This is a genomic window from Actinomadura chokoriensis, from assembly GCF_041463665.1.
In the GTDB taxonomy this organism is placed as follows: Bacteria; Actinomycetota; Actinomycetes; order Streptosporangiales; family Streptosporangiaceae; genus Spirillospora; species Spirillospora chokoriensis_A.
This window is the reverse complement of the sequence record NZ_JAXCEJ010000003.1, coordinates 374,172-400,124: the sequence shown is the minus strand read 5'-3', so window position 1 is coordinate 400,124 and position 25,953 is coordinate 374,172. Positions and strand designations below refer to the sequence as shown.

The 25,953-nt window shown below is 69.4% G+C and carries 17 protein-coding genes, 1 tRNA gene and 1 CRISPR repeat array; of the genes, 13 read left to right on the top strand and 5 right to left on the bottom strand.

The window, feature by feature from the left end; translation table 11 throughout:
- The first annotated feature begins 41 nt into the window (after positions 1-41).
- Positions 42-1,253, top strand: a complete 1,212-nt coding sequence (locus SM418_RS07930; RefSeq protein ID WP_371940006.1) for a CehA/McbA family metallohydrolase — start codon at positions 42-44, stop codon at positions 1,251-1,253.
- Positions 1,244-3,982, top strand: a complete 2,739-nt coding sequence (locus SM418_RS07925) for a glycoside hydrolase family 38 N-terminal domain-containing protein (RefSeq protein ID WP_371940005.1) — start codon at positions 1,244-1,246, stop codon at positions 3,980-3,982. Before SM418_RS07930 ends, SM418_RS07925 begins: the two co-directional genes overlap by 10 nt.
- Here the strand turns inward: SM418_RS07925 and ppgK are convergent.
- Complete coding sequence (ppgK, locus tag SM418_RS07920; protein WP_371940004.1) at positions 3,979-4,848, bottom strand: polyphosphate--glucose phosphotransferase; 870 nt, start codon at positions 4,846-4,848, stop codon at positions 3,979-3,981. The two genes, SM418_RS07925 and ppgK, sit on opposite strands and share 4 nt — an antisense overlap.
- 37 nt (positions 4,849-4,885) lie before the next feature.
- Positions 4,886-5,206 carry a DMT family transporter gene (locus SM418_RS07915; RefSeq protein ID WP_371940003.1) on the bottom strand — a complete coding sequence of 107 codons (321 nt, stop codon included), beginning with the start codon at positions 5,204-5,206 and terminating at the stop codon, positions 4,886-4,888.
- A 143-nt stretch (positions 5,207-5,349) separates the two neighbouring features.
- Between SM418_RS07915 and SM418_RS07910 the strand changes: the two genes are divergently transcribed.
- Together SM418_RS07910 and sthA are read left to right on the top strand one after the other, a co-directional pair.
- A complete protein-coding gene (locus SM418_RS07910) occupies positions 5,350-5,946 on the top strand; it encodes a TetR/AcrR family transcriptional regulator (protein WP_371940002.1) in 597 nt (198 codons plus the stop codon).
- 102 nt (positions 5,947-6,048) lie between these two features.
- Entirely contained in the window at positions 6,049-7,452 is a 1,404-nt protein-coding gene (gene sthA / locus SM418_RS07905; RefSeq protein ID WP_371940001.1) for a Si-specific NAD(P)(+) transhydrogenase, read from the top strand.
- 16 nt (positions 7,453-7,468) lie between these two features.
- Here sthA and SM418_RS07900 read toward each other — a convergent pair whose 3' ends face one another.
- Entirely contained in the window at positions 7,469-7,882 is a 414-nt protein-coding gene (locus SM418_RS07900) for an SsgA family sporulation/cell division regulator (RefSeq protein ID WP_371940000.1), read from the bottom strand.
- Positions 7,883-8,160: 278 nt separating this feature from the next.
- Between SM418_RS07900 and SM418_RS07895 the strand changes: the two genes are divergently transcribed.
- The 3 genes from SM418_RS07895 to SM418_RS07885 all read left to right on the top strand — a co-directional run bounded on the left by SM418_RS07895 (position 8,161) and on the right by SM418_RS07885 (position 9,740).
- Positions 8,161-8,589, top strand: coding sequence for a TIGR02611 family protein (locus SM418_RS07895; protein ID WP_371939999.1), 429 nt, complete (start codon positions 8,161-8,163; stop codon positions 8,587-8,589).
- Positions 8,590-8,615: 26 nt separating this feature from the next.
- On the top strand, positions 8,616-9,608 hold the full coding sequence (locus tag SM418_RS07890) for an ABC transporter permease (protein WP_371939998.1): 993 nt from the start codon (positions 8,616-8,618) through the stop codon (positions 9,606-9,608).
- Positions 9,609-9,668: 60 nt separating this feature from the next.
- Positions 9,669-9,740, top strand: a tRNA-Val gene (locus tag SM418_RS07885).
- A gap of 102 nt (positions 9,741-9,842) precedes the next feature.
- Here the strand turns inward: SM418_RS07885 and SM418_RS07880 are convergent.
- Positions 9,843-11,024 (bottom strand): site-specific integrase, encoded by a 1,182-nt coding sequence (locus SM418_RS07880; protein ID WP_371939997.1) that lies wholly within the window; start codon positions 11,022-11,024, stop codon positions 9,843-9,845.
- 1,441 nt (positions 11,025-12,465) lie between these two features.
- Positions 12,466-13,276: direct repeats of the CRISPR family, unit length 37 nt; unit sequence GTCGCAGGGCTCAACAAAACCGCATCGGATTGAAACT.
- 210 nt (positions 13,277-13,486) lie between these two features.
- Positions 13,487-14,473, bottom strand: a complete 987-nt coding sequence (locus SM418_RS07875) for an SAVED domain-containing protein (RefSeq protein WP_371939996.1) — start codon at positions 14,471-14,473, stop codon at positions 13,487-13,489.
- 357 nt (positions 14,474-14,830) lie between these two features.
- On the opposite strand from SM418_RS07875, the gene SM418_RS07870 reads away from it, so the two are divergent.
- The 6 genes from SM418_RS07870 (at position 14,831) to SM418_RS07845 (ending at position 25,870) form a co-directional block, all read left to right on the top strand.
- Entirely contained in the window at positions 14,831-16,594 is a 1,764-nt protein-coding gene (locus SM418_RS07870; protein WP_371966050.1) for a Cas10/Cmr2 second palm domain-containing protein, read from the top strand.
- Positions 16,591-18,927 carry an RAMP superfamily CRISPR-associated protein gene (locus SM418_RS07865; protein WP_371939994.1) on the top strand — a complete coding sequence of 779 codons (2,337 nt, stop codon included), beginning with the start codon at positions 16,591-16,593 and terminating at the stop codon, positions 18,925-18,927. Before SM418_RS07870 ends, SM418_RS07865 begins: the two co-directional genes overlap by 4 nt.
- A gap of 20 nt (positions 18,928-18,947) precedes the next feature.
- Entirely contained in the window at positions 18,948-20,486 is a 1,539-nt protein-coding gene (locus tag SM418_RS07860; RefSeq protein ID WP_371939993.1) for an RAMP superfamily CRISPR-associated protein, read from the top strand.
- Positions 20,483-21,055 (top strand): type III-D CRISPR-associated protein Csx19, encoded by a 573-nt coding sequence (csx19, locus tag SM418_RS07855; protein WP_371939992.1) that lies wholly within the window; start codon positions 20,483-20,485, stop codon positions 21,053-21,055. The genes SM418_RS07860 and csx19 overlap by 4 nt, the downstream gene beginning before the upstream one ends.
- Positions 21,055-23,388, top strand: a complete 2,334-nt coding sequence (locus SM418_RS07850; RefSeq protein WP_371939991.1) for a TIGR03986 family type III CRISPR-associated RAMP protein — start codon at positions 21,055-21,057, stop codon at positions 23,386-23,388. The genes csx19 and SM418_RS07850 overlap by 1 nt, the downstream gene beginning before the upstream one ends.
- A 511-nt stretch (positions 23,389-23,899) precedes the next feature.
- A complete protein-coding gene (locus SM418_RS07845) occupies positions 23,900-25,870 on the top strand; it encodes a hypothetical protein (RefSeq protein WP_371939990.1) in 1,971 nt (656 codons plus the stop codon).
- Positions 25,871-25,953: the final 83 nt, after the last annotated feature.

Genomic DNA, 25,953 nt, shown 5'->3' with positions numbered 1-25,953 from the left:
GTGGTCCCGGAAGTCTTCACACAGCTGGACGGGGGACACGGATGACGGTGCATCGGGGGCGCTGGAGCCTGGAGGACCGCTTGGAACGGGGGCTCCGCGAACTGCCCTTCGATGTCCGGCCGGGCACGGCATCGGTCACGGTCGAGCTCTCTTACGACGGAGGCGTCATCGACCTGGGCTGCCATGGGCCGGACGGGTTCCGTGGTTGGTCTGGTGGGGCGCGAGACCACTACACGGTAAGCGCGGATTGGGCGACCCCCGGGTACCTGCCGGGGGAACTGGAACCGGGCACATGGCACGTCTGGCTCGGCCTCCACCGGATACCGCCGGACGGTGTCCCGTACGAGGTCACCGTGACCACGTCGACGTCGTCTCCACCTCGGGCGGCCGAGACCCCGCCTCCACGGCCGGAACGTCCACCACGCAGGGAACTGCCCGCCCCGCGTGGGATGCGATGGCTCGCCGGTGACTTGCACTCGCACACCGTCCACAGCGACGGGACGCTCACCGTCCACGAACTGGCTTGCCTCGCCGCGTCCCAGGGCCTCGACTACCTGGCGGTCACCGACCACAACACCGTCAGCCACCATCCCGAGCTGCCCGCGGCCGGGGCCCACGCCGGAGTCCTGCTGCTCCCAGGCCAGGAGGTCACCACCGACCTCGGGCACGCGAACGTGCTCGGCGACACCGGCTGGGTGGACTTCCGGCGCCCGAGCGCCGACTGGGCCGCGTCCGCCGCCGCGCGGGGCGGGCTGATGTCGATCAACCATCCGCTGAGCGGCGACTGCGCCTGGCGCCGCCCGCTGCCGGCGAGAGATCGTCCGGCTTTTGTCGAGCTCTGGCATTCGTCCTGGTGGGACCGGCGCTGGGGCGCCCCGCTGGCCTGGGCGGACGTATGGCGCCCCGGCGGCGTCGTCCCCCTCGGCGGCAGCGACTTCCACGACCCGGCCCAGCACAAGACCCTCGGCGAGCCCGTCACCTGGGTCCTCGCCGACGACGCGGGGGACGGGCTCGGCGACGTGCTCGGCGGCCTCCTGGCCGGCCGGACGGCCGTGTCCGCCGGGCGGGACGCGCCCGTCCTGCTGCGCGTCGAGGACGAGCTGATCGCGATCGGCGCCGGCGGCGCCGTGCTCGTCCGGCCCGACGGGCGACGCGCCGCCGTTCGCGGTGACCACGTCCGGATACCGGTGGACCGCCCGGGCATGCACCGCTTGGAGACCCACGAGAACGAGGTGATCGCACTGTGCGGGTAGAAAACGGGAGGGTAGAGAACACGGCGGGGAGCCCGGAGATCGTCGTCGTGCCGCACACCCACTGGGACCGCGAGTGGTACCTGCCGTTCCAGCGCTTCCGGTTGCGGCTGGTGTCGCTGCTCGACGGGGTCATCGACCGGATGGAGGCCGACCCGCGCTGGCACTTCACGCTGGACGGTCAGATGGCGGCGGTCGACGACTACCTGGAGATCCGTCCCGAGCGCCGCGAGCGGGTGGCCGCGCTCGTCCGAGAGGGCCGGCTCGCCGTCGGGCCCTGGCAGATCCTCCACGACGAGTTCCTGTGCTCGGGGGAGAACATCGTCCGGAACCTGGAGCTCGGGATGCGTCGCGCGGGCGAGATGGGCGCCGCGATGATGGTCGGCTACCTGCCCGACCAGTTCGGGCATTGCGCGCAGACGCCGCAGATCTTGAAGTTCGCCGGGATCGAGCACGCGTGCGTGTGGCGCGGCGTCCCCGACCGGGTCCGCGCCAGCGCGTTCGCCTGGGAGGCGCCGGACGGCACGGCGATCCGAACCCAGTACCTTCCCGAGGGCGGCTACGGCAACGCCGCGTCGATGTTCGAGGAGGTCGGGGACGGCCCGTCGCCGCTGCCCGCCCGCGTCGCCGGTTTCGCCGAGGCGATGGGCCGCTGGTCCCCGCACGGCGGCCCCCTGCTGGCGATGTACGGGGCCGACCACACCGCGCCCGCCGCCGACCTCGCCGACCGGGTCGCCGCCGCCGGGCTCGGCATGCGGCTGGACACCCTCGCCGGCTACTTCGCGGGGACGACGCCGTCCGTCGACGGGCTGCCGCACGTCCGCGGCGAGCTGCGGTCGCACGCCCGCGCCAACATCCTGCCCGGCGTGATCTCCGCCCGCGTCCGGCTCAAGCAGCTGATGGGACGCGCCGAGCGGCTCGTCGAGCGGTACGCCGAGCCGCTGGCCGCCCTCTGGCACGCCGGCGACGCGCGCACGTTCCTCGACCTGGCGTGGCGCCGGCTCATCGAGGCGAGCTGCCACGACTCGGTCACCGGCTGCGGCAGCGACGAGACCGCCGAGCAGGTCGCGGCGCACATGGCCGAGGCGGAGCAGCTCGGGCGCGCCGTCTGCGACCTCGTCACCGCCGAGCGGGCCGGCTCCCTCCCGATCGGCGCGCACCTGGTGTTCAACCCTTCCCCCGCCCCGCGCGCCGGTCTGGTCACTCTGGACATTCCGTGCGAGGGCGAGCCGGGGCTCGTGACAGGAGACGGGCGGCCGGTCCCCGTGCAGACGCTCGACGTCGCGCCGACCGTGCTGGACGACGCCGTCCATCCGGCTTCCGAGCTGCCGATCCTGCTGGAGCGGGTGTACGGGCGGGTGCTGTTCGGGCAGGAGATCCGCGGCTGGTCGGTGTCCCGTGAGGAGCGCACGCTCACCTTCCACGTGACGTCCCGCGCCGACGTCCCGTTCGACCTCGGCGACGTGCGGGAGGCGCTGCGGGACGCGGAGGGGGAGTGGCGCGTCCGGATCCTGGCCGATCCGCGCCGCACCGTCGCCGCGCTCGTCGAGGTGCCCCCGCTGGGGCTGACCGCCGTCCGGCCGGTGCCCGCCGCGCGGGCCGCGGAAGGCCCGGTCACGGTGGACGGGAACGTCCTCGACAACGGGCTGCTGCGCGCCGAGGCGCACGCCGACGGCACGCTCGGTCTGCGCACCGCGTCCGGCCAGGTCGTCGAAGGCGTCGGGCGCATCGTGGACGGCGGCGACCTGGGGGACTCCTACAACTACGCGCCGCCCGCCCACGACCGGATCGTCGGCGACCCGCTGACCGTGGAGGTGAGACCCGTCTCGGACGGGCCGCTCGTCGCCGCGTTCGACGTCGTCCGGACCTACCGCTGGCCGGTGTCCGGCGACCTGCCGGGTGACACGCGCTCGGAGGCCGAGGACGGCGTGACCGTCACCACCCGCGCCGAGCTGCGCGCCGGCGAGCCGTTCCTGCGGCTGCGGGTCACCTTCGACAACCGCTGCGACGACCACCGCGTCCGGATGCACCTGTCCCTGCCGCGCCGGGCGGACGCCTCCTTCGCCGAGGGCCAGTTCGCGATCACCGAGCGGGGGCTGACGGCCGAGGGCGGCTTCGGGGAGCGTCCCGTGCCGACCTATCCCGCGGCCGGGTTCGTCGCCGCGGGCGGCATCGCCGTCCTGCTGGAGCACGTCACCGAGTACGAGGTCACCGGCACGGGACGGGAGATGGCCCTCACCCTCCTGCGCGCGGTCGGGTACCTGTCCCGGGACCGCAACGCCTACCGGGACCAGCCCGCCGGGCCGCAGCTCCCGACTCCGGCGGCGCAGTGCCGCGGCGAGCGGACGGTCGGTATGGCGGTCCTGCCCTACGAGGGCGCACGGCCCGGAACCGAGGTGCTCCGCGCCGCCGAGGCGTACCGCCACGACCTTCTCACCGCCGCCGGTTACGGGCATGCCTCCGCGCCCGTCCCGGAGTCCCGGGAGGGCGTCGCGATCAGCGGCGACGGCGTGGTCATGACCTCGCTCCGCTCCCGCGACGGATGGGCCGAGACCCGGATGGTCGCCCAGTGCGCCGAGCCCACCACGGCCGTCCTGCGCGGGGACTTCACCGAGGCCCTCCGCGTCGACCTGCTCGGACGCCCCGGCATCCCGCTCGACGTGCACGGCGGGACGGTCACGCTGGCGCTGCGCCCCTGGGAGATCGCGACCGTCCGGCTCCGGATGGACTAGCGGGCGGCGCGGGCGGTGCCGCGCTCACGCCGGGCGCCGCCGCTCTTCCCCGCCGCCCGGACCTCGCGCGGCGCGGGCTTGGTCGGCTCCGTCGGCTCGGTCGGCTCGGCGGTCTCCGCGGGATGCGCGGCGGCCGCGGCCATCGCCGCGCCCACGATGCCCGCGTTGTTCACCAGCCGCGCCGGGACGATCTCCGCCCGCACCCCCTTGATCAGCGGCAGGAAGCGATCGGACTTCCGGCTCACCCCGCCGCCCACGATGATCAGCGACGGGGAGATCAGCGCCTCCAGGTGCGTCATGTACTCGCTGAGCCGCTTCGCCCACTTGGACCAGCTGAGGCCCTCCTCGGTGCGCGCCTTCGCGGAGGCGCGCAGCTCGGCGTCCTTCCCCCTGATCTGGATGTGCCCGAACTCGGTGTTCGGGACGAGGACGCCGTCGGTGAACAGCGCGCTGCCGATGCCCGTCCCCAGCGTGAGCAGGACGACGGTGCCGCGCCGGCCGCGTTCCGCGCCGAGTCGCATCTCCGCCACCCCGGCCGCGTCCGCGTCGTTGAGCAGCGTGATCTCCCGGCCGGTGACGTCCGCGAACAGGGAGGCGGCGTCCACCCCGAGCCAGTGCCTGGACACGTTCGCCGCCGACATCGCCACGCCGTCGATCACCACGCCGGGATAGGTGACGCCCACCGGGCCGTCCCAGCCGAAATGGTCCACGATCTCGGCGAGGACCTTCGCGACCGGCTTGGGCCTGGCGGGGCGCGGCGTCTCGATCCGGAACCGCTCCCGCGTGAACGCGCCGTCGGACAGGTCGACCGGCGCCCCCTTGATCCCGGAACCGCCGATGTCGATGCCCAGCATCTCCCGTGCCATGCCTTCACTCTGCCCGGTCTCCGCCGGGACTAGACGGTTAGGAGTTCTCCGCGAACTGGAGGCCGACCACGCCGATGACGATGAGCGCCAGGAACGCCACGCGGGCCGGCGACGCGCTCTCGTGGAACGCGATCATGCCGACCACCGCCACTCCGAGCGCGCCGAAGCCGGTGAAGACCGCGTAGGCCGTGCCGACCGGGAGGGTGCGCAGCGACAGCGACAGTACGACGACGCTGAGCAGCGCGACCGTGAGGCCGATCGCGGTCGGCCACGGCTTCGTGAGTCCGTCCGACTCCTTGAGCGCCGTCGCCCACACCAGCTCCATCAGCGACGCGATCACCAGGAAGATCCAGGCCACGACAACACCCCCCCGATAACCGGAAATCTCTCCGGTCGAGATTAACTGGAGAATCTTCCGGATACAACCTCGAAGCGGAGCCTGGCTCGGGTAGCCTGCCGGAGCGTGATCCCCCGAGCAGGATCCCCCGGACGGAGGCCGACATGCGGGAACTGCCGGTCGCGGGCCGTCCGGCCGCCGAACGCGCGGACGCCGCCCTCAACCGCCGCCGCATCCTGCGCGCCGCGGCCGAGGTGATCGCGGCCCGGGGGGCCGAGGCGGTCTCCATGGACGAGGTGGCGCGGGCCGCCGGCGTCGGCGTCGGCACCGTCTACCGGCGCTTCGGCGACCGCGCCCGGCTCGTCTACGCGGTGATCGACGACCGCGAGCGCGACTTCCAGGACGCCTTCATCCACGGCCCGCCGCCCCTCGGCCCCGGCGCGCCCCCGCCCGAGCGCCTCCGCGCGTTCCTGCACGCCCTCGCCGACCGCACCGAGGCGCAGGCGGAACTGCTGCTCATGGCCGAGGCGGACCCGCCCGGCGCCCGCTTCCGGGACGGCTCCTACGCGCTTTACCACATGCACCTGGCCATGCTCCTCGGCCAGATCCGCCCGGGGATCGACACCGCCTACCTCGCCGACGCGCTCCTCGCCCCCCTCGCCGCCAACCTGTTCCTCCACCAGCGGCGCACGCGCGGCATGCCGCTCGACCGCATCAAGGCGGGCCTGGACGCGCTCGCCGAGGGCCTCATCCCGCCCTGATCCCGCCCTGACCCCGCCCTGATCCCGGCCTGAACTGGACGCATCATGATCGGTCCGGCGAAAGGCCTTATCAGGGCGCCCGCCTGCCGCCAGACTGGGGGAGTGAACGACTTCGATCTCCTCGTGCTCGGGTCCGGGCCCGGCGGGCAGCGCGCGGCCATCGCCGCCGCCAAGCTCGGCCGCAAGGTCGGCATCGTCGACCGCCGCGACATGATCGGCGGCGTGTGCATCAACACCGGGACGATCCCGTCCAAGACGATGCGCGAGGCGGTCCTGTACCTGACCGGCCTCAACCAGCGCGAGCTCTACGGGCAGAGCTACCGGGTCAAGGACGAGATCACCGTCGCCGACCTCGGGATGCGCACCCAGCACGTCATCGGCCGGGAGACCGACGTCATCCGCAGCCAGCTCGCCCGCAACCACGTCACCGTGATGCCGGGCACCGGACGGTTCCTGGAGCCCAACGCGATCGGGATCGCCGGTGCCGGCGACCGCGAGCAGAAGGTCACCGCCGACCGCATCGTGATCGCCACCGGCACCCGTCCGGCCCGTCCCGACACCGTCGACTTCGACGACCGGACGATCATCGACTCCGACGGCATCATCAACATGGACCGCATCCCGGAGACCATGGTCGTCGTCGGCGCCGGCGTCATCGGCATCGAGTACGCCTCGATGTTCGCCGCGCTCGGCACCAAGGTCACCGTCGTCGAACGCCGCGAGCGGATGCTCGACTTCTGCGACCTGGAGATCGTCGAGGCGCTGAAGTACCACCTGCGCGACCTGGCCGTCACATTCAGGTTCCGGGAGACCGTCGCGTCCGTCGAACGCCTCCCGAACGGGGCGATCACCGTCCTGGAGAGCGGCAAGCGCATCCCCGCCGACACCGTCATGTACTCGGCCGGGCGGCAGGGCATGACCGGCGACCTCTGCCTGGACGCCGCGGGCCTCACCGCCGACCACCGCGGCCGGATCAAGGTCGACGACGACTACCGCACCGAGGTCCCGCACATCTACGCGGTCGGGGACGTGATCGGCTTCCCGTCCCTCGCCGCCACCTCGATGGAGCAGGGCCGCCTCGCCGCCCACCACGCGTGCGGCGAGCCCGTCTCGGAGATCCACGAGACGCAGCCGATCGGCATCTACACGATTCCCGAGATCAGCTTCGTGGGCCGCACCGAGGACGCCCTCACCGAGGCCAAGGTGCCGTTCGAGGTGGGGGTCTCCCGCTACCGCGAACTCGCGCGCGGCCAGATCATTGGGGACTCCTACGGGATGCTGAAGCTTCTCGTCTCACCGGACGACCGGCGGCTCCTCGGCGTCCACGTGTTCGGCACCGGGGCCACCGAGCTCGTCCATATCGGCCAGACGGTCATGGGCTGCGGCGGAACCGTCGACTACCTGGTCAACGCGGTCTTCAACTACCCGACGCTGGCCGAGTCCTACAAGGTCGCCGCCCTGGACGCGATGAACAAGATGCGCCACATAGCGCGCCTGTCAGGCTGAGCGGGCCCGGGCCGGGTCAGGACGGCCAGAGCAGGTTCTCCAGCTCGGCGTCGATGTCGATGAACTCGGCCTCTTCCCCCGCGGGAACGGCCTGGTACGTCCGGTGCAGGAAGTCGGCCAGAGGCGACAGCGGCACCTCGAACAACGCGTCCCCGAACGGGGACGACAGCGCGATGTTGAGCGAGCCGTCGTCGTCGGCCGGCCAGACCTCGACGTCCCCGTCCCCGACCCTGCGCACGATGCCGACCGTGAGAAGCTCCCGAGCGAAGATCCACTCCACCGGTTCGTCGTCGCCCACGTAGAAGGCCATCCGGATCGCGTACGGGTCGTCGGCCGCGTACTCGAGCCCGGCGAGCAGGGGGACGGTCGTGCGGTCGGGGACGACGAGACGAAGGCCCAGCTGCGCTGAGACGGTGGTACTGCTGCTCATGGCCATTCCCTCTAACGTCGGTCCCGCTGGCTCGCGGGGTACTCCGGTGGGGTGGTTCTCCCACTCACCGACATCCCCGCGATCTATGACGCCTAACTGCCTGATCTCGGCGGAACATTCCGGCGTCCCCGGCGTTTGTGATCCATCTCACCGTAGCAAAACCTGCGTCTGACCTGCGCAAAAGCGGATCTTGTGGGTGCACCGGTGCCCACAATGCGGGACGATCCGCGCACTCCCCGGCGTCCCCGCACCCCCGACACCTGGATTAAGGTAAATCCGTGGCAATCAATGAAGAAAAGGTCGCCCCGCCTCCGGAGGAACCCGGACTGTTCCACCGCTTCCGCGACCGGGTACGACGCAACCCGCTCCTGAACACCGCCTGGCGAGCCGCCGTCTTCACCGTCGGCGCGACCGTCCTGATCGGCGGCCTGATCATGATGGTCACCCCGGGCCCCGGCCTCGTCGGCATCGTCGTCGGCCTCGCGATCCTCGCCACCGAGTTCGCCTGGGCCCAGCGCGCCCTCCACCGCGCCAAGACCGCCGCGGACCGCGCCAAGGAGAAGGCCCTCGACCCCCGCAAACGCCGCCGCAACACCATCCTCGGCACCGTGACCGCCGTCGTGGTGGCCGCCGCGGTGGCCGCCTACCTGGCCTTCTACGGCCTGACGCTGCCCTGGAAGATCGAAGACCCCACCTTCTGGACCTGACCATCCGGCTCGCATAGCGTGACCGTGTGAACCTTGTGCGTGACCGGTGGGCGGACTTTCGCGGGTCCCCTTACCTGCCGGCCATCGTCCTGCTGGTGATCCTCGCCTCGGCGGCGGGCCTGTTCGCAGGCTCCTACTGCTACGCCATGGCCAACCCGGCCCCCCGCAACATCCCCGTCGCCGTCACGGGCCAAGGCCAGTCCTCCGCCTTCCTGCACGCCCTGGACGAACACCTGGACACCTCCCTCTCCGTCCAGGAGTACCCCACCTACGCCAGGGCCGCCGACGCCATCGAAGAACAGCGCGCCTTCGCGATCGTCATCCTCAACGGACGGCAGGCGACCCTCGCCACCGCACCCGCGTCCGGCGCCTCCGTCGCCCGCATCCTCACCGAGGCGGCCCCGGCCGCCGGCCAGTCGGTCGGCGTCCCCGTCACCGTCACCGACATCAAGCCCCTCCAGCCCACCGACCCGCAGGGCCTCGCCATCTTCTACATCTCCCTCGCCGCCGTCATCATCGGCTTCGTCGGCGCCATCCAGCTCAACGTGCACGCCAAGGGCCTCAACCCCGGCGAGCGCATCGCCTTCACCGCCGCCTACTCCGCCCTCGGCGGCCTGGCCATCTGCTCCGTCGTCGACCACCTTCTCGGCGTCCTCAGGCTCCCCTTCGCCGAGTCCTGGACCATCTCCTCGCTCACCATGTTCACCAGCGGCATGGTCTTCACGATGTTCAACGTCCTCATCGGCCGCTGGGCCATGCTCCCCACCTGGGGCCTCATGGTCCTGATCGGCAACCCGTCCTCCGGCGGCGCCGTCTCCTGGCCGCTCCTCCCGTCCCCCCTCGGCCTCGTCGGCCGCTGGCTCCCACCCGGCGCCTCCGTGGACGCCCAGCACACCGCCATCTACTTCCAGGGCCACCAGCGCGCCCAGCCGTTCATCACCCTCGCGGTCTGGGCCCTGGTCTGCATGACCACCTACCTCATCTGGGTCCACCGCCACCCGACCGCCCGCCCCACCTGACGGCACTCGCCACGCGACCACCCCCCAACATGCGCTAGAGTTTCCGAAGTCGGAACACCCGGGCGATTAGCTCAGTGGGAGAGCGCTTCGTTCACACCGAAGAGGCCACTGGTTCGAACCCAGTATCGCCCACCCCGTTGTAGCAGGTCAGACTAGGTCTCGGAGATCATTCCGAGGCCTTTTTCGATCTTGAGGCCCCTCCGGGAGCCAAACGGGGAGCCACCGCTCCCAGACTTACGCGGACTTGCTCTGACCGAAGACCGTGTTCATGGTCTCGGCGCCCTTGGTGATGACGGGCCTCAGCTGGTGCCGGTAGACCTTCTCGGTGACGGCCGTTCCGGCGTGCCCGACCAGGTCGGCGATCGTCTCCAGCGGCACCCCGCTGTCGCTCATGATCGAGACGAACGAGTGGCGGAGTTCGCGAGGAGTCCACTCCTCACCGATCCCGGCACGCGAGGTGATCAGCCGGAAGCTGCGCCGCACGTTCCCGGCGGCCAGGGCCGTTCCGGTCCTCGTGCAGAACACCAGACCGGTGTCCTGCCAGACCTCACCCGCCTTCAGGCGCTGAACGGCCTGGCGCGCATGGTGCCTGCGCAGGGCGTCCGCGGCCTGTGCGGGGAGCTCGAGGGTGCGGCGGGACTTCTTGGTCTTGGTGTCGCCGTGGATCCGCACGGAGCGCCACACGTACAGGGCGAACCGGTCATGATCGAAGCCGGCTTCGCTCACCGCCCGGAACCTTTCTTTCTCCTCGTCCCAGGCGATGACGTGCGCCCACTGCAGAGCGCGTGCCTCTTCGGTGCGGATACCGACCATCAGGCTGAGCACCACGTAGGCGTGCAGCGGGGACGACTCGGCCTCTTCCAGGACGGCGTTGGCCTGGGCGAGCGTGAGCGCCTTGCTCGGCCGCCCGGCCCTCCCGCGAGGCGTCGTGACGAGTTCCGCCACGTTCCGCGCGATCTTGTCCCGGGCCTGCGCATGCCGGATCGAGCGCTTGAGGATCGCGTGGACTCCTTGCAGGGAGCGCGTGGACAGCCTGCCCGTGAGTCCGTCGAGCCACTCGTCCACGTCGTCGGCGCGCAGCTCGGTGAGCTTGGCCCTGCCGAGATAGGGGATGACGTGCTTCTCGGCGAGGATGCGGTTGGTGGTGACCGTTTGGGCGTCGCGCCCCTTGAGCCCCTTGGACAACCAGTCGTCGACCGCGTCGCCGACCGTGTAGTACGCGGTGCTCTTGATGCCGGCCTCCAGCTCCTTGACGGCGCTGACGAGCTTGTCCCGGACCTCGGTCTTGGTCTTCCCCTTCCTCTTGAGCCGCTTGCGCTTGCCGCTCGAAGCGAAGCCGAGCGAGATGGCACCCGTCCAGCCGTCTCCTTCCTCGTAGATCGACCCTTCGTACTTACCGATCAGGATCTTTGCCACTGCATTCCTCCTCCTATCTGTAGCTCACGATCGCCTCTGAGGCCCCCTGGGCCTGAGGCCCCCTGGGCCTTCACCCGCGCCCGGCCAGGCACAGCGTGAAGGGGTTCGCCCGTACGTTGGCAGGCGCGTACACCTCTCTCGGACTGCCGTTAGTCACCTCCTTTGCGCATGTTTGCGCTCCACACTATCACGATCAGTACTCTATCTTTAACTTAAAGTGAGATAGGGGTGGCGAAGGGTCTGCAATTGATCTACGATGTAAGGGCCCTGGCTGACGTGCTGAATGAACACCCATCAGGGATCGATCAACACCAACCATCTGGGCTGCCACAGTTACTGGCGCCTTCTGATTCACCCTCCTACGACTTCGTCGACCGGGATGAGTTGCCCGTACCGCTGGCGGGATCAGTGTGACGTTGGCGCCGCGTGCGTGAAGTCCTCGCAGCTGCTCCGGTCACCTGGGGTCGACGGAGTCTCGCAATGGGGGTGCGGCCGGGCTGAGGACGTTCGGGGACGTCTCAGTGATGTGGTGGCCCTGACGTCCGGGGGTGGGCGAACCAACCAGAAGCCCGCCGACACCAAGCGCACGCGCGTCACCGTCCGGTCCGGCGGCAACTGCTACGAGAACTTCGTGTGCGGCGACGACGTCCGGGTGATCCTGGACCTCAGCCCGATGTGCGGCATCGCCTACGACCCGCGGAAGCCTGGGCCGTCGAGGCCTGCGCCATCTACTGGCACGTCTACAAAACAAACGATGGAGTGTGGAGGCGGCACGCCAACTGCCAGGGTCTTCGGAGATGGGCGCTGCGGGCGAGGGGGTCCTGATGCCCCTCGCCGCTCCGGCCCCCACACGGGTTGCTGATCAAGGGCTTCTTCGCCGTCGGACGCAGGTCCCTTCCAGGTCCTCGATCGGGCCTCCGTAGGGACCGCCCTGGTTCGGGGCTGCACAGGCTATGAGAGTCGGGGATGACGTGGGAAACTGGGAGGGTGCGTGGGCAGTTGCGGGAAGGCCAAGCCATCGGAAGGAACCATGGGCGATGTGATCGACATGGTAGGCGAGCTGCGCGTCCCACACCCGTGACTGCGTCTGACCGGCGTCGGCTGCGGGGTCGTATGCGCCACCACGGCCGTTCCGGGCCCGGAACGGCATGACAAGCCTCCGACGCCAGCCAGTCACCCCTGACGGGTTGTGCCGTAGTGCCCGGCTCAGCCGTCAAGACGCCGACACCCCATCGTGTTCCACTCCCGTACGTGGCCAGCGCGCCGTCATTCGACCATTCTGCAAATTGCGAAGAGGTTGGCGCACACCTCCAGAAGCTGGTCCCACCTGCGCAAACTTCACCTCGAAGATCATTTCTAGCACCTCTCCAAGATCGCTTCCAGGGAGGTTGGCGCATGATCTTGCAAACCTGCAGGTCAGACCCCCACAATCTGAGGTACTGTCGCAGGGCTCAACAAAACCGCATCGGATTGAAACCTCTTGCGAGGCATCTTGCGAGGCATCACGTACCCCGTCGCAGGGCTCAACAAAACCGCATCGGATTGAAACCTCCCAGATGATCCTCTCCGCTACAGCCTTTCCGGTCGCAGGGCTCAACAAAACCGCATCGGATTGAAACTCGATCTGGTTGTCGGTCTGCGGTCCGGTCATGCTTGTCGCAGGGCTCAACAAAACCGCATCGGATTGAAACTTGGGAACCTGTGATTGCGTGGGGGAAAGCGAGTCGCAGGGCTCAACAAAACCGCATCGGATTGAAACTGTTGATCCACGCACCTGCAGAAGCCAAGCTGGCGGTCGCAGGGCTCAACAAAACCGCATCGGATTGAAACTGGCCTCCGTGACGGACGGCATCTCGTCGTTGACGGTCGCAGGGCTCAACAAAACCGCATCGGATTGAAACCGAGGTGTCGAGCCGTCATCTCTCTGATGTCAGTCGCAGGGCTCAACAAAACCGCATCGGATTGAAACTGTTCAAAGACACGCTGTCCTCCCAACTTGGCAGGAGTCGCAGGGCTCAACAAAACCGCATCGGATTGAAACTGTCCCCCGGGGTGGCCGCCTCCTTGACGGGGGTCGCAGGGCTCAACAAAACCGCATCGGATTGAAACTTCAGTCCCCTTTCTTGAAGGACTATAAGGAATAGTCGCAGGGCTCAACAAAACCGCATCGGATTGAAACTCCGACCCTGAAGGTCGGGGTGGCCGGGATGCTGTAGTCGCAGGGCTCAACTAAACTGCTTCGGGTTGCAATGCGCCTCGGCTGTCTGCCCCTTATTCTTCCGTGGGTCGATGTCGCCGATAGAACCGAATTGGATTGATACTGTACGGCGTGACACATCCGGTTCACGCCCTCGATGAAATGCGGCGAATTATGCGAAAGACTCGGCGACCCTTGGTGGGCTGCCGAGTCTTCTCAGGGTTTTAATGGGAGTAGATATGTTGCGACCTGCGTTTTGTCGGGATCAGGCGGTGGGTGAGGGCGGGAAGCGTTCGTAGGTGTTGTTGGCGGCGTCGTAGGTGTAGGCGGTCCAGCGGCCGTGGTCGGCGGAGGCCAGGCGTGCGCCGAGGGCGACGGCGATGGCTACCGGGCCGCTGAGGAAGATGGCGTGCCGGCCGGTACGGGCGCCGTCCGGTAGATGCGTTTCGAACCAGGTACGGCAGATCTGTTCGATGGCCGCAGTGAAGGTTTCGGTGTTCTCGGGCAGTCGGCTTACCCGGCTGCTCAGGCGGAGTAAGTTGCCGATGCCGTCCTCCTGGCAGGTTTTCCGGACGGGGGCGAAGAATGCTTCTCCGCGTGCTTGCAGGTCCAGTGCGAGCGCGGTGGCGGTGGGGTCGCCGCCGTCGATGTTCTGCATGCCGTCGATGTTGAGTGGCCCGCCTGCCGAGTCGGTGGCTTTGAGCAGCGCGGCGGGGAAATGAGACGGGGCGCCGCCCTCATGGTGCGGTTCGTACACCATGACGCCTCGGGTGTGCGTCTGACCCAACCTGGCCCCGTAGCGGAACGCGACGTGCAGCCGCATGGTCGGGAACAGGTTGATCTGGACGGCGTTGGGTGAGAGCTGCTCGGCGAGCGTCATCGCCTCGATCGTCTTGTCGGCGAGTGCCTGGACCAGGTCCGGTGCCGTTCCGCCGTCGGCCGGCAGTCGCACACCGGTCTTGACTGTCACCGGCCAGGCGCGGCTGTAGGTCTCGGCCTGGCTCTCGAGCTGCCGTGCGTGCGCCAGGCCCTTCGCCGCGTCCGCGGCCGTGGCGACGATTCCGATGTGGACCCGCCGCCGCAGTTGTTCGCGTCGCCAGAAGCCGAAGACGATAAGCCCGATCCCGACGAAGCAGACGAGGAGGAACCACCAGCGTCCGGCGGTGTCCCCGGCGATCAGCGTCTTGGCCGATTCCACGAAGAAGCCGCTCGCGACGGCGGCGCCGATGGCGATCTCGGCGCTGCCGTCCACGAACGACTGCTTGAGCTTTCCGGTGTCCTGGGCTCCGTTGAGGGAGCCGAGCACCGTCAGCCGGGGCTCTTCCGGCCGATCCTGGTCTGTCACTGCCACCACCCGTGTCGGTTTTGCCTGTCAATTCGGTGTCCGGAACCGGCCCGTCCGCGTGAAAGGTGTACATCACCGTCCCTTGAAACACGGGTACGCGACCACTTCAGGACAAGGACGCCCGGGTAAGCCCGGACAGCGCGGCCTGTGGTGTCGATTAGGGTTCCGCTGCGAAAGGCGTAATGCGCTGAGGGGTCTGAATCATCTCCGGGGGTTCTACAACTGTCTGATGGACGACACGAGGGATGCCCGCCCGGCAGGGGGTTGGACGCGCGGGAGCGCCCCGTCCATCAGAACGGGGCGAGACGGCGACAGTTGGAAGGCGGGGGATGCATGAAGGTGCACGCCGTGGTGATCGGAACATCCGGAAACCAGCGCTACATCTTCTCCTCGAACAAACGGCGTGAGAATGTCGGCGCCTCGTACCTGATCACGCGTGTCGAGGAGTCCTGGCTGGATGATGCGTTGCTGGAGGTCACCGGAAGCACCGACCGGGACCGTCGGATCGATGAGCACCCGGTTGAGGTCATCACGGCCAACGCCGGCGGGATCACCGCGCTGGTCAAGGACCGCGAGGACGGGGTCCACCTGGTGACCGCGGTTACCGCCCGCGCGTTGCGTGAAGCCCCCGGCCTGGACGTCTGCGGGGTGGTCGGCGACCCGGTCGAGTGGGACCGCGCGGCAGGTCTGGCGGAGGCGATCCTCCGGACCCGGGAGGCGCTGCCCGTCGCGGCGATGGCGAGGCCGGGTCCGCAGATGCGGTTCGCCGGGCTGCCGATCGCCGCGCGCTGCACGTCCAGCGGGCTCCCCGCCCAGACGCCGGTGACCCTCGCCGAGGGGGCGCGTCCGGAGCCCCGGTCGGCGCCGAGCCTGGCCAAGCTGAACTCCTTCGAAGACGCGCTGGGCCGCTTGGTGGTCAAGATGGGCCTCTCCAAAACGGTGAAGGACTCCAAAGTCCGCGCCGGCCTGCGCGAAGCGGTCGATCATCTGGCCGAACGCGCCGACTGGGTGGCCGTCGTCCACGCCGACGGCAACGGTCTGGGAAAGGTCTTCCAGGACTTCACCGCCATCATCGGGCAGCAGGCCCCTGCACGCGAGTACGTCGATGCACTGCGCGGTCTTTCCGCAGGCGTGGACGACTGCGCCGAAAAAGCGGTCCGCATCACCCTGGACGAGCTGAGACGGACGGTCGGGCCCGACGACAGACCGGTGTTCCCTCCCGTGAAGGCGCGGAAGGGGCCGGCGGCGACGGAGCAGATGCCTTTGCTCCCCCTGGTGCTCGGTGGCGACGACCTGACCGTCATCTGCGATGGCGCGATGGCCCTGCCGTTCGCCGAGCGTTATCTTCGCGCGTTTGCCGACTGCGCCGCCGCAGACTCGAGGATCGGCGATCTGCTGCGCAAGGCGGGACGTTCGCTGCTGGGAGCCTGCGCGGGCGTCGCGATCGTCAAACGGCACTACCCGTTCCACAGCACGGCCGATCTCGCCGAGGGTCTGACGAAGGAGGCCAAGACCGTCAAGGCGCATCTGGGCCCGGACCGGTGCGCGCTGTCCTTCCACGTCCTCTACGAGAGCGCGTTCGCCGACCTTGGCCGGCTCCGCGCGGAGACGACGCTGCTGGACGGCACCCGCCTCACCGCACAGCCGTATGTGGTTGGCGAGGTGGGCGCCGACGGCGAAGGTTGGTCCGAGCACCGGCTTTGGGACGATCTGCGGAGCCGCGTCAGGACGCTGACCCGAACGAACGAGGACGGCGACAGGATCGTGGCGGCCGGCCAGGCCCACGACCTGCGCGCCGGGCTCTTCCTCGGCAGGGACGTCGCCGACGCGCGGTTCACGATGCTCGCCCTGCGTCTCCGCGACGGCGGCGGCACCGTCGAGAACCTCGGCGGCGATGACGGCTCGCTTTTCTGGTCTGGTGACGGCGGCGCCCGCACCGGGTTGCTGGACGCGATGGACGCGATCGGTTTCGTCCCCGCCGATACCCGGATCGCGGACACGCCACAGGAGCGGGAGGCGCGGGTATGAGCGTGCAGATCAAGCTGCGCCTGCGGATGCTGAGCGACTGGCATATCGGCACCGGCACCGCCGCGCACGGCCACATCGACCGCCGGGTGCAGCGCGACGCGGACGGGCTGCCGTTCGTTCCGGCCAAGACGCTGATCGGTGTGTGGCGGGATGCCTGCGAGGTGGCCGCGAACGCGCTGGACTCCGGCCCGGCCGGGGCCTGGCACGGCTGGGTGGAGTACCTGTTCGGCAGCCAGCCGTCCCACGCGGCCAAGGAGGCGGGGCAGGGCCCTGATCCGAGCGCCCGGCATCCGCGCCCGGCCGCGCTCGTCCTGTCCGGGCCGCTGCGCTTCCCGGGGCGGCTCGGGCCGGTGCTGGCCGGCCGTCCCCGGCTCCGTGAGGTGGTGACGTTCGTCAAGCCGGGAGTCGCCATCGACCCCCAGACCGGTGCGGCGTTCGAGGGGATGCTCCGTTACGAGGAGATGGCTCGCGGCGGAATGACCCTGGTCGGCGGCGCCGAGTTGCCCGGCCCGCTGACCGCGGACCAGCGGCGTTGCGCGCTCGCCCTGCTGTGGGCGGGGGCGGTGCTGGTGGAGGGCATCGGCGGGAAACGGCGCAGAGGGGCGGGCCGGTGCCGCCTGGAGCCGTCCGGCACCGGAATGCCCCCGACGGCGGCCGGTCTGGAGGCGACGCTGACGGAGCCTCCCGCCGATCTGCCCTATCCGGATGATCGCGGGCCGGTCGTCGGTGCGGAGACGCGGCCTGCGGGCACGTCCTGGGAGCGGGCCGAGGTGACGCTGGAACTCATCACCCCGCTGCTGGCCCATGACCGCACCATCGGCAACCTGGTGAGCGGCCGTGACCACGCACCCGGCTGGATCATGCTGCGCGAGGTCCTGTCCAGGCTGGGTGAGGGAGCGGCCGCAGCCGCCCGGCGCGGCGACCTCGTGGTGACGCCCGCGACGCCGCTGGTGGACGGGCGGCCCGGCCGTCCGGTGCCGTGCGTACTCGCCGCGGCCAAGGACGACCCCGACCGCATCATCAACCGGATGGCACAGGAACCGGTCGGCGAGGACGCGATCTTCAAGCGGCTCCGCTCCGGCTACGTCACCGCGGAGCCGGGCGGGGACGCGGCGGTCCGCAAACCCGGCTTCGTGACCCGCATGCACAACACCGTCCAGGACGCGACGCAGCGGCCCGACGAGAGCCTCGGCGGCGTCTACGTGTACAGGGCGCTCGAACCCGGGACCCGGCTCGGCGCCGAGGTGAGAGTCCGGGCCGGAGTGCTATCGCAGGGCTGGCAGGACCGGCTGACCGGTACATGGCGGCTCGGCCGGTCCCGCAAGGACGACTACGGGACGGTCTGCGTCACCTCCCGGCCGTACGACGGCGGGCCGGCCCGGCCAGGGGCCGCCGCGTCCCTGCGCAAGGGGGAGCTGCTGCGGGTCTGGCTGCTGTCGGACGTCCTTGTCCGAGACCGGCGGCTCGCACCCAGCGCGGACCCCATCGACCTGGCGAGGGCGCTGTGCGGTGCCTTCGCCGACGCGGGACAGCCGAACCTCGCCCTCAAGCCCGTCCTCAGGGACGGAGGCCGGGTCCCGACCTCCTATGAAACGTCGCGCACCGACTCCTGGCATGTCGGCTGGGGGCTGCCCCGGCCCAGCCTGCTCGGTTTCGCGGCGGGCGGCTGCCTGACCTTCGAGATCACCGAGGGCGGCCTCGGCCCGGACGCCCTGGCCGCCGTCGAACTCGGCGGCGTCGGGGAACGGCGCGGCGAGGGGTTCGGCCAGGTCAGGTTCAACGACTCGCTCCTCGCCCGACCGATCGAAGCCACCGCCCCGGTGTGGGAACCCGGGACCGGCGCCCAAGCCGCCCCCGCAGACCCCGGGAATCTCCTCGACCCCGGCGAGGACGGGCACGCCGAGGCACGGCTCATCGAGCGGGCGGCCTGGCGGGCGGAGATCTGGCGACAGGCCGAATTCCACGCCGCGGCCACCGGCGACCGCGTACTCGGCCCTCTCGCCGGCCTGACTGCGTCCCGCCTCAACGCCGTGAGGGGCCTGCTGAACCGGCTGGACGAAGACCCGGAAACCCTCCGGCAGCGCATCGCCCGGCTCACAGCCCGCTGGCCCGACAAGGACAACGTGCGCACCGCGCTCGAAGAACTGCTGACCACTCAAGACCGTCTCTGGGACCTGCTCGCTTTACCGACCACCGAACTGTGCCTCACCAGCGACGGCCACCAGGCGCTGCCCGCCGAACTGCGCCGAGAGGCGCTGCGCACCCTCCTGACCGCCTGCCTGGCCGCCTCCACCCGCCGCGCCGCCCACCAAGGACAGAGGGCACTGTCATGACGGAACGCACCGGACGGCCGATGGACACGCGGCTCCGGGTCCGCGGTTGGCTGAGCGTCCGAACCCCGTTGCACGTCGGCGGCATCGCGCTCGACCCGGCCGAGGCGCTGCCGCTCGCCACGGATGGCCAAGGCCGCGTCTACGTTCCCGGGACCAGCCTCGCCGGAGCCCTGCGCAGTTGGATGCGCGGCACCGACACCCGCCGCGACGCGCTGAAAGACCTCTGGGGTTTCGTCGCCGACGGTGTCTCCAATGACGGGAACACCAGCCGCGTGGTCATCCGCGACGCCGTCATCGCCACCACGACCCGCAGCGACGGCTACGGCGTGCCCATCGACCCCATCGACCCGGTGACCCTCCCCGCCCGGCACGGTGTCGGCATCGACCGCTTCACCGGTGCGGCCGCGCCCGAGTTCCTCTACACCAGGATGGTCGTCCCGCGTGGCAGTTACCTGTGCTTCGAGATGGACATCGAATCCACTGCCGAACACCGCGACAGCGACCGGGCACGACTCGCCGCACTGCTGGCGGCGCTCTCCGACGAGGAGATCCCACTCGGTGCCGCGACCCGCCGCGGCCTGGGAACGGTGTCCTTGCTGACGTCACCGCTGTTGGTGCACGAACACAACCTCACCGAGCCTGCCGGCCTGCTGGCCCTGTTGAACGGCCGGCCCGCGCAAGCCCATCTGAGCGGCGCGTCGTTGCCCGACAGACGTAGCCTGCTGAAGATCCGTATCGACTGGGAGCCTGCGGCGCCGGTCATGGTCAGGGAGAGCGGCGAAGGTCCCGCCATCGGGACACTTCCGCTCACCACCCGCCTCAACGGGGAGTTCGTCGCTCTCGCCCTCACCGGTGGCTCCATCAAGGGGGCCCTGCGCAGCCACGCCGAGTTCATCGAACGCACCGCACGGGGGATCTGCGCACCCGGCCGTCCAGCCGAGGATGCGGCACCGCGCGAGCACAGCGACAGCTTCCGCGCCCAACTCGACCAGCTACCCACCGTCCGCCGACTCTTCGGCTCGGGACGAGGCAAACGCGGAGGTGGAGCGGGAGCACTGACTGCCCACGAATGCGTCAGCCGAACCGAGATCCCGTCCAAGGTGTGGACGGCCTTGACCGACGCACCGCCCGGCGCCGTCCCCGAAGAGCGGCCGAAACTGTCGGACGCCGACCGGAACGCTCTGGAAACGCTCGGCATGGATCAGGCCGACCATGTGGCCATCGACCGTTGGACGGGCGGGGCCGCGAGTGGGCGGCTCTACAGCGTTCTCGAACCGCACAAAGTCGAATGGGAACCGTTCCGCCTGACCGTCGACCTCAGTCGCCTGGGCGACGAGCACGACGCCGAGCTTGCGCTGCTGCTGCTCGTCCTACGCGATCTGGAGAACGAGCGCATCCCTCTCGGCGGAATGGTCACCCGCGGTTTCGGAGACATCAAGGTCTCCCCGATCACCCTCACCGGCGACCGATGGCCGAACGGTGCTTCGCTCCATGAAGCCCTGGACGACCGAGACCTGAACCAGGCATGGAAGACCTATCTGGACGAGGTGACCGTGTGAATCCGGTGACCCTGCACTCGGCCGCAGCGAACGGTGTCACCCTCTCGTGGGCGCTCCGGCACGCCGCTCCGTCCGGTGGCATCGCGCTTCTCACCAGCCCCCGCCGGTACCACGTGGCCCTTCTCGATGACATGGGAGAGGTCATATCGCGCAAGGGCGAGATCCAGCTGGACGATGTGTTCGAAGCCCGGGTCCTCTCACCTGCCAGCGAGCTGCGCTGGCTCCACGCCAGCGACGGCCAGGGACGCGCCGTCGTCCTCACCGAGGACGCCACTGCACTGCCGGACGAGCTGAGCGAACGACCCGATCCCCTCAACGCGGTCGACACCAATGCCGGTGGCTACCTGCTCTGGGGCCGCGCTGCCGCCGTTGCCGGCGACGGCTGGACGACCTTCGCCGCCGAACGAATCGGCACCTTCGACATACCCGCCGACATCACGACCGGCCACGCCCGCGTGACCATCCGCGAATACGTCGCCGTGGACCCGATGCACGGCAACGCCTACATCGCCGAGGAACGCCTCCTCGGCTTCGAGCCCGTCAGCCCCACCCGCCCGGAGGACTCCTGATGCCCGATCAGCCGCGCAAGACTCCGGGACCGAACTTCAACCCCGCCGACCTGGGCAAGAAGCTGAACCGGCGACGTCAAAATGTGCAAACGGCCGCCGTGCCGCCGCATCGACCGGGACCGCCACGGCAGACGCCCGCGCCGACGAACGCCCCTCCGAAGCCGAAGACCGAATACGAGCCCGATTCCGACGCCCCCTTCCTCAACCCGTACACCTTCGTCCCCGTCTTCCCGCAGGCGGAGCTCCCGGAAGTCCTTCGTGAATCACGACCTCTCGGCCATGATCGGCTCCATCCCAGCCGATGGACGGGGGCCATCAGTGTCAGACTCACTGTGCGGACCCCACTCCTCCTGCTGGACTCCGCTCGCGCCGTCCCCGCAGCGGAGAACAAAGATCATCTCATCTATCCGATCCTGTGCCGGAAGGGTCTCCCGCATCTCCCGGCCACCTCGCTCAAGGGCATGCTGCGTTCCGCTTACGAGGCGGTGACGGGATCGCGTTTCGGAGTCTTCGACGTCCACGATGGCCCGCACACCCGGCCGCTCGGCTGGCGTCGCGCGGCGCAGCGCATGCAGCCGGTGCGGGTGACCGACGACGGCGAAAGGTTGGAGTTTCTCGACGCGGTGCGCCTACCGTTCTACGGACGAAATACACCACTGAAGTATCGCGACACGCAACAGACCCCAGAACACGGTGATGAGGTACTGGTTCGCTGCGACGAACGCCGCAGAGTCGAAACCGTGGTCGAGATCGCCACCACGTCGGGCGCTGCTGCCTACGACTCTGAGGACTTCCTCTTCGGATACGTATTTCTCACCGGCCCCAACGCGGTTAACAAGAATCATGCCCAAGTGTTTCTCACATACAAGTCCCCGCGTATCGAGCCGCTGACCGAAGAACTGCGGGATGGCTGGAACCAGATCATAGAGAACTATGAGGACTCGCACACGAAAGAAGAGATCTGGGAGCGCAGGGACGATCAGGGCCAGCCGCGCGGTCCCGGCGAGTGCTATGGGAAAGAACCGGGTAAACTCGCCTGGAGTCCGCATCTATGGCAGCAGGACCGCAAGGCATTGGCGCCAGGCACTCTGTGCTATGCCCTCGAACGAGGCGGGCGGATCGTCAACCTGTACCCGGTGGCCATACCGCGCGACGTCTCGTCGCGGACACCGGCCGAAATGCTGGACCACAGTCTGCGTCCAGCGCCGTCCTACGCAAAGTTGTCGCCGGCGGACCGCGTCTTCGGCTGGGTCGCCCCTGAAGGGTCCAGCGTCCGTCCCGCCTCGTATCGAGGACGTCTGCGGGTCCGCGATGTCGCATGCGCGAGCGCGGAGAACGCGGTGACGGTGTTCGCCGAGAACAAGGGCCTGCCGCTGGCGATACTCGGTCAGCCCAAGCCGAGTCAGGCCCGTTTCTACCTTGGGCATAGAGCCGGTAGGCCGCTAGGAGAGAACCCGCCTCGTATGAAGGACGCGATCTATCGCGCGGACAATCTTGAACTCCGAGGGCGCAAGTTCTATTGGCACCACGCGCGCGTCGCCGATGAGGTCGGTTACTGGGAGGGGGCCGACACGTCTGGGCAGGACCCGTCTCAGGATCCGACTCAGGAGAATGTCGGCCGCAAGGGTTATCGGGAGTTCCGCCGACCACGCAAGATCGAGTCCGAGGTGGACGGCCGCCCGAGCCTCACGGTGGACGGCCGGGCCTTCGCGACCGGTGAGGAGGCGCAGCGCGACTCCCAGAACCGCTCGGTGCGGGGCTGGGTGAACAAGGACACCGAGTTCACGTTCACCATCGAAGTCCGTGACCTCGATGACGCCGAACTCGGAGCCCTGCTGTGGCTGCTCACGCTCGACGGTAAGAAGCATCACCGGTTGGGTCTCGGCAAGCCCCTCGGTTTCGGCAGTGTCCATCTTGCCATCGATGAAACGACTACCGAGCTGTACTCGACCGACGAGTGGGTCGACTACTATCGCGATCTCTCCGCGGGGCCACGGCCTAACGAGCCATCGGCATCGATCAGCCGGATCCGCGAAACCTTCGAGTCGTTGGTAAGCGGCTCACGAGCTCTGCAAGCGATGCGGGAGGCATTCCTCGCCGCCGCGGAAGGCGTGCAAGATCTCCCGGTGCACTACCCGCGCGTGCGTCCCTTGGACATGGCCGACGGGGGTGCCGTGCCGCCAGATCCCCGCGGACTGGCCTACGAATGGTTCACCGCGAACGAGCGGACGAATCGGGGGAAGATTCGTGAAGGGCACGGCAGATCCCTTCCGGCGGCCACTGGCGGCGGCCGGGGGTTGAACATCTACAAGGAAGTTCCCAAGAACAACTGAAGGTCGTGCCGAATTGAAACCGTTAGCAGAGCCCTGTGCTTTTGGTAAACAGGTGCGATCGGAGCCGGCGAACCCGTATCGGTTTGCACGCCGGATAAATCGCTTACCTGGCGGTGCGCTGTTCGGGATTCCTGACGGCCGGGAGGCGGCACGAGCGGAGGACTCGGGTGGGTGCTGGCAACGTGTGGCTGTTTCATCCGGTCGGGGGGCGGGGATCTGGGGTTTCCGCCGCGCAGCCGGAGTGCGGGGGCGGTGGACTTCGAGGGGCAGCCCGACGCGACCGGGTTGCAGCGGCGCCCCTTGCGGCGAGTGTTCGAGGGCCTGGCCGCAGTGGGCATCGAGGTGGACGGGGTGGCGTTGCTCGCTACGCTCAACCGGCATCGTCCGGGGGACGGAGACGTTCGCCGTGTACGGCCGGCAGTTCCGGGAGCTGATGTGTTCGACGCCGGGACTCTTCGGCCGGAGCTTTCCCCCTGACCGTGTGCGGGTCATTGAGGTGGCGGAGCCGACGATGCGTCTTTGCACTGGTCCGGCGGCGCGCGTCTTACGGGAGGTCGAGCCCGCCCGATGTCTGGTGTCGTCCGGTTCGGGCTCGTACGCGCTGGGGGCGGGCGCGTTGCTCGCCGCGCTGGAGGCCGGTGTCCCGGTCGGCCTGATGCCGGTGCACGAGTCAGGGGTCCCGTACGGGTTCGGAGATTTGGTGACGGCGGACCAGCCGCTGCGCAACTGGTTGCTCCGGCATCGATTCTGGGAGGAGCTCACCGAGTTCGACCCGGAGCACGCCGACGTGTGGCGCCTCCTGGCGGCTCGACAGCGGGCGGACATCGGCCAGGCGAGGCTGGCGGAGCGGCGCGGCGGCGTCCCGGGAGTGGACGCCGGTCAGTTGACCAAGCTGAAGGAGCTCGGCCTGGCCGTGGAGGCTGCGTTCTTCGAGCGGGTCGCGAGGGGTGAGGCGATCGACCAGTCGTTGCTGCGGGCCTGGTTCGTCCAGCGGCTGGCCAAGCGGTTCGAACGCGAGAACGAGGACATGATCCCGGCCGCCCGTGACGTGGTCGGCGAGTTGGTGACCGCCTTGACCAGCCGCCGCGGCCGGGACGAGGGCGACCGGGCTGTCCTTCAGCGGGCGCGGACGCGGCTGCCGACGGCGGCGGGCGGGGACTGCGTCGCCATGTTGCGCGACCGCCAGTTCGCCGATCTCTTCGACGCCGCCACGACCCACAAGGCGCACCTGGACGAACCGGGGATCGGTGCGCTGCCCGGGACGGTCATCGAGCAGGCCGACCGGTGGGAGCGCAGCGATCTCGTTCCGAAGCTGCTGAAAAGACGCAAGATGACCCCATGGCCCGTCATAGGCGGTGGGGACATCCTGGTGCTGATGTCCATGGGCCTCCGGTCGGGCGCGGACGACGAGCCGAGCAGGCAGGCGCTCCGCGAAGTGCTCAAGTGGCTGTCGTACGGGAGTGATCGCTTCCCCCGTCCCGGACATGTCCGGCTGCGCCTGCTGGCCACGCAGGAGACCCAGGCGCCCCTGGAGGCGCTGGCGACGTGGGTGCGCACCCTCGGCATGGACGGTTCCGTCGAGGCGCAGGTCGTGGGTCCGCTGCCGCTGCCGCCGCCGGACGACGACGCGCCGCCGCCGGATGTGCGGCAGATACGCGACGGCATCTGGCAGGCGCTCGAAGCATCGGGCCGCCCGACTGGCCGGGCGGGATCCGGCAGCCTGCGCGATGTGGACGAGGTGGTTTTGGTCCTGAATCCGGGTCCGGCCTCCATCGGGAACGCCATGATCGCGGCCGGGGTGGAATGGTCGCTGCGGGCCGCGTGCCCGCTGCGCATGGTGGAGCTCGGCCGCGACCAAGGCGTCCGGCCGGCGGCCCGGGACGGCGGCCGGGTACTGCGGCGGCTTGGGCCCGACACCGCGCTGGCGGGCCTGGCCGCGCGTGCGGCGCGGCGGTTGGACGTCCGGACGGCGTGGCGCCTCCTCGGCCACGGTTCGGAGCGCCTCGACGAGGTGCGCGAAGCGGTCGGCGAGTTGCACCGCGACCTCTACATCGCTCCGCAGGAGGCCGGCCGGGAAGAACGCTACCGGCTCGCCCGACAACGGTTGGCCCTGGTAGCGCGGGTGCTCGCGGACGAGCCGTGGCCCGCCTGCTACATGGCCGTCGAGATGGTCCGTCCGGGACTGCTCGGCTGGAACACCGACCTGTGGCGGGATGCCGTCGACAGGTCCCCGGCGCTGGGAGAACTGGTCGGCCTGCGCGACACCTCCCCCTACGCCCATCTCCTCGACCGGCTCCGCCGAGGCGACGACGAGGCGGACGAACCACCCGAGCCGACCCGGGTCCTGCGGCTGCTGGCGCGCGCCATCACGGACCTGCGCGTCGGCGCGCCCCGGCCTGCGGGAGATGACCTGGCGCTCTTCATCCGCTTCGAGGACGTCTGCGCCGAACTCGACCGGCATGCGAAGGCCGCCGCCCCTTGACCCCTTGATTCCGCCACCGGATACTGGAACGTGTTCGACGGCTTCGGGCCGAAGAGCACCATTGAGGGCTTCACGCCTTCCGA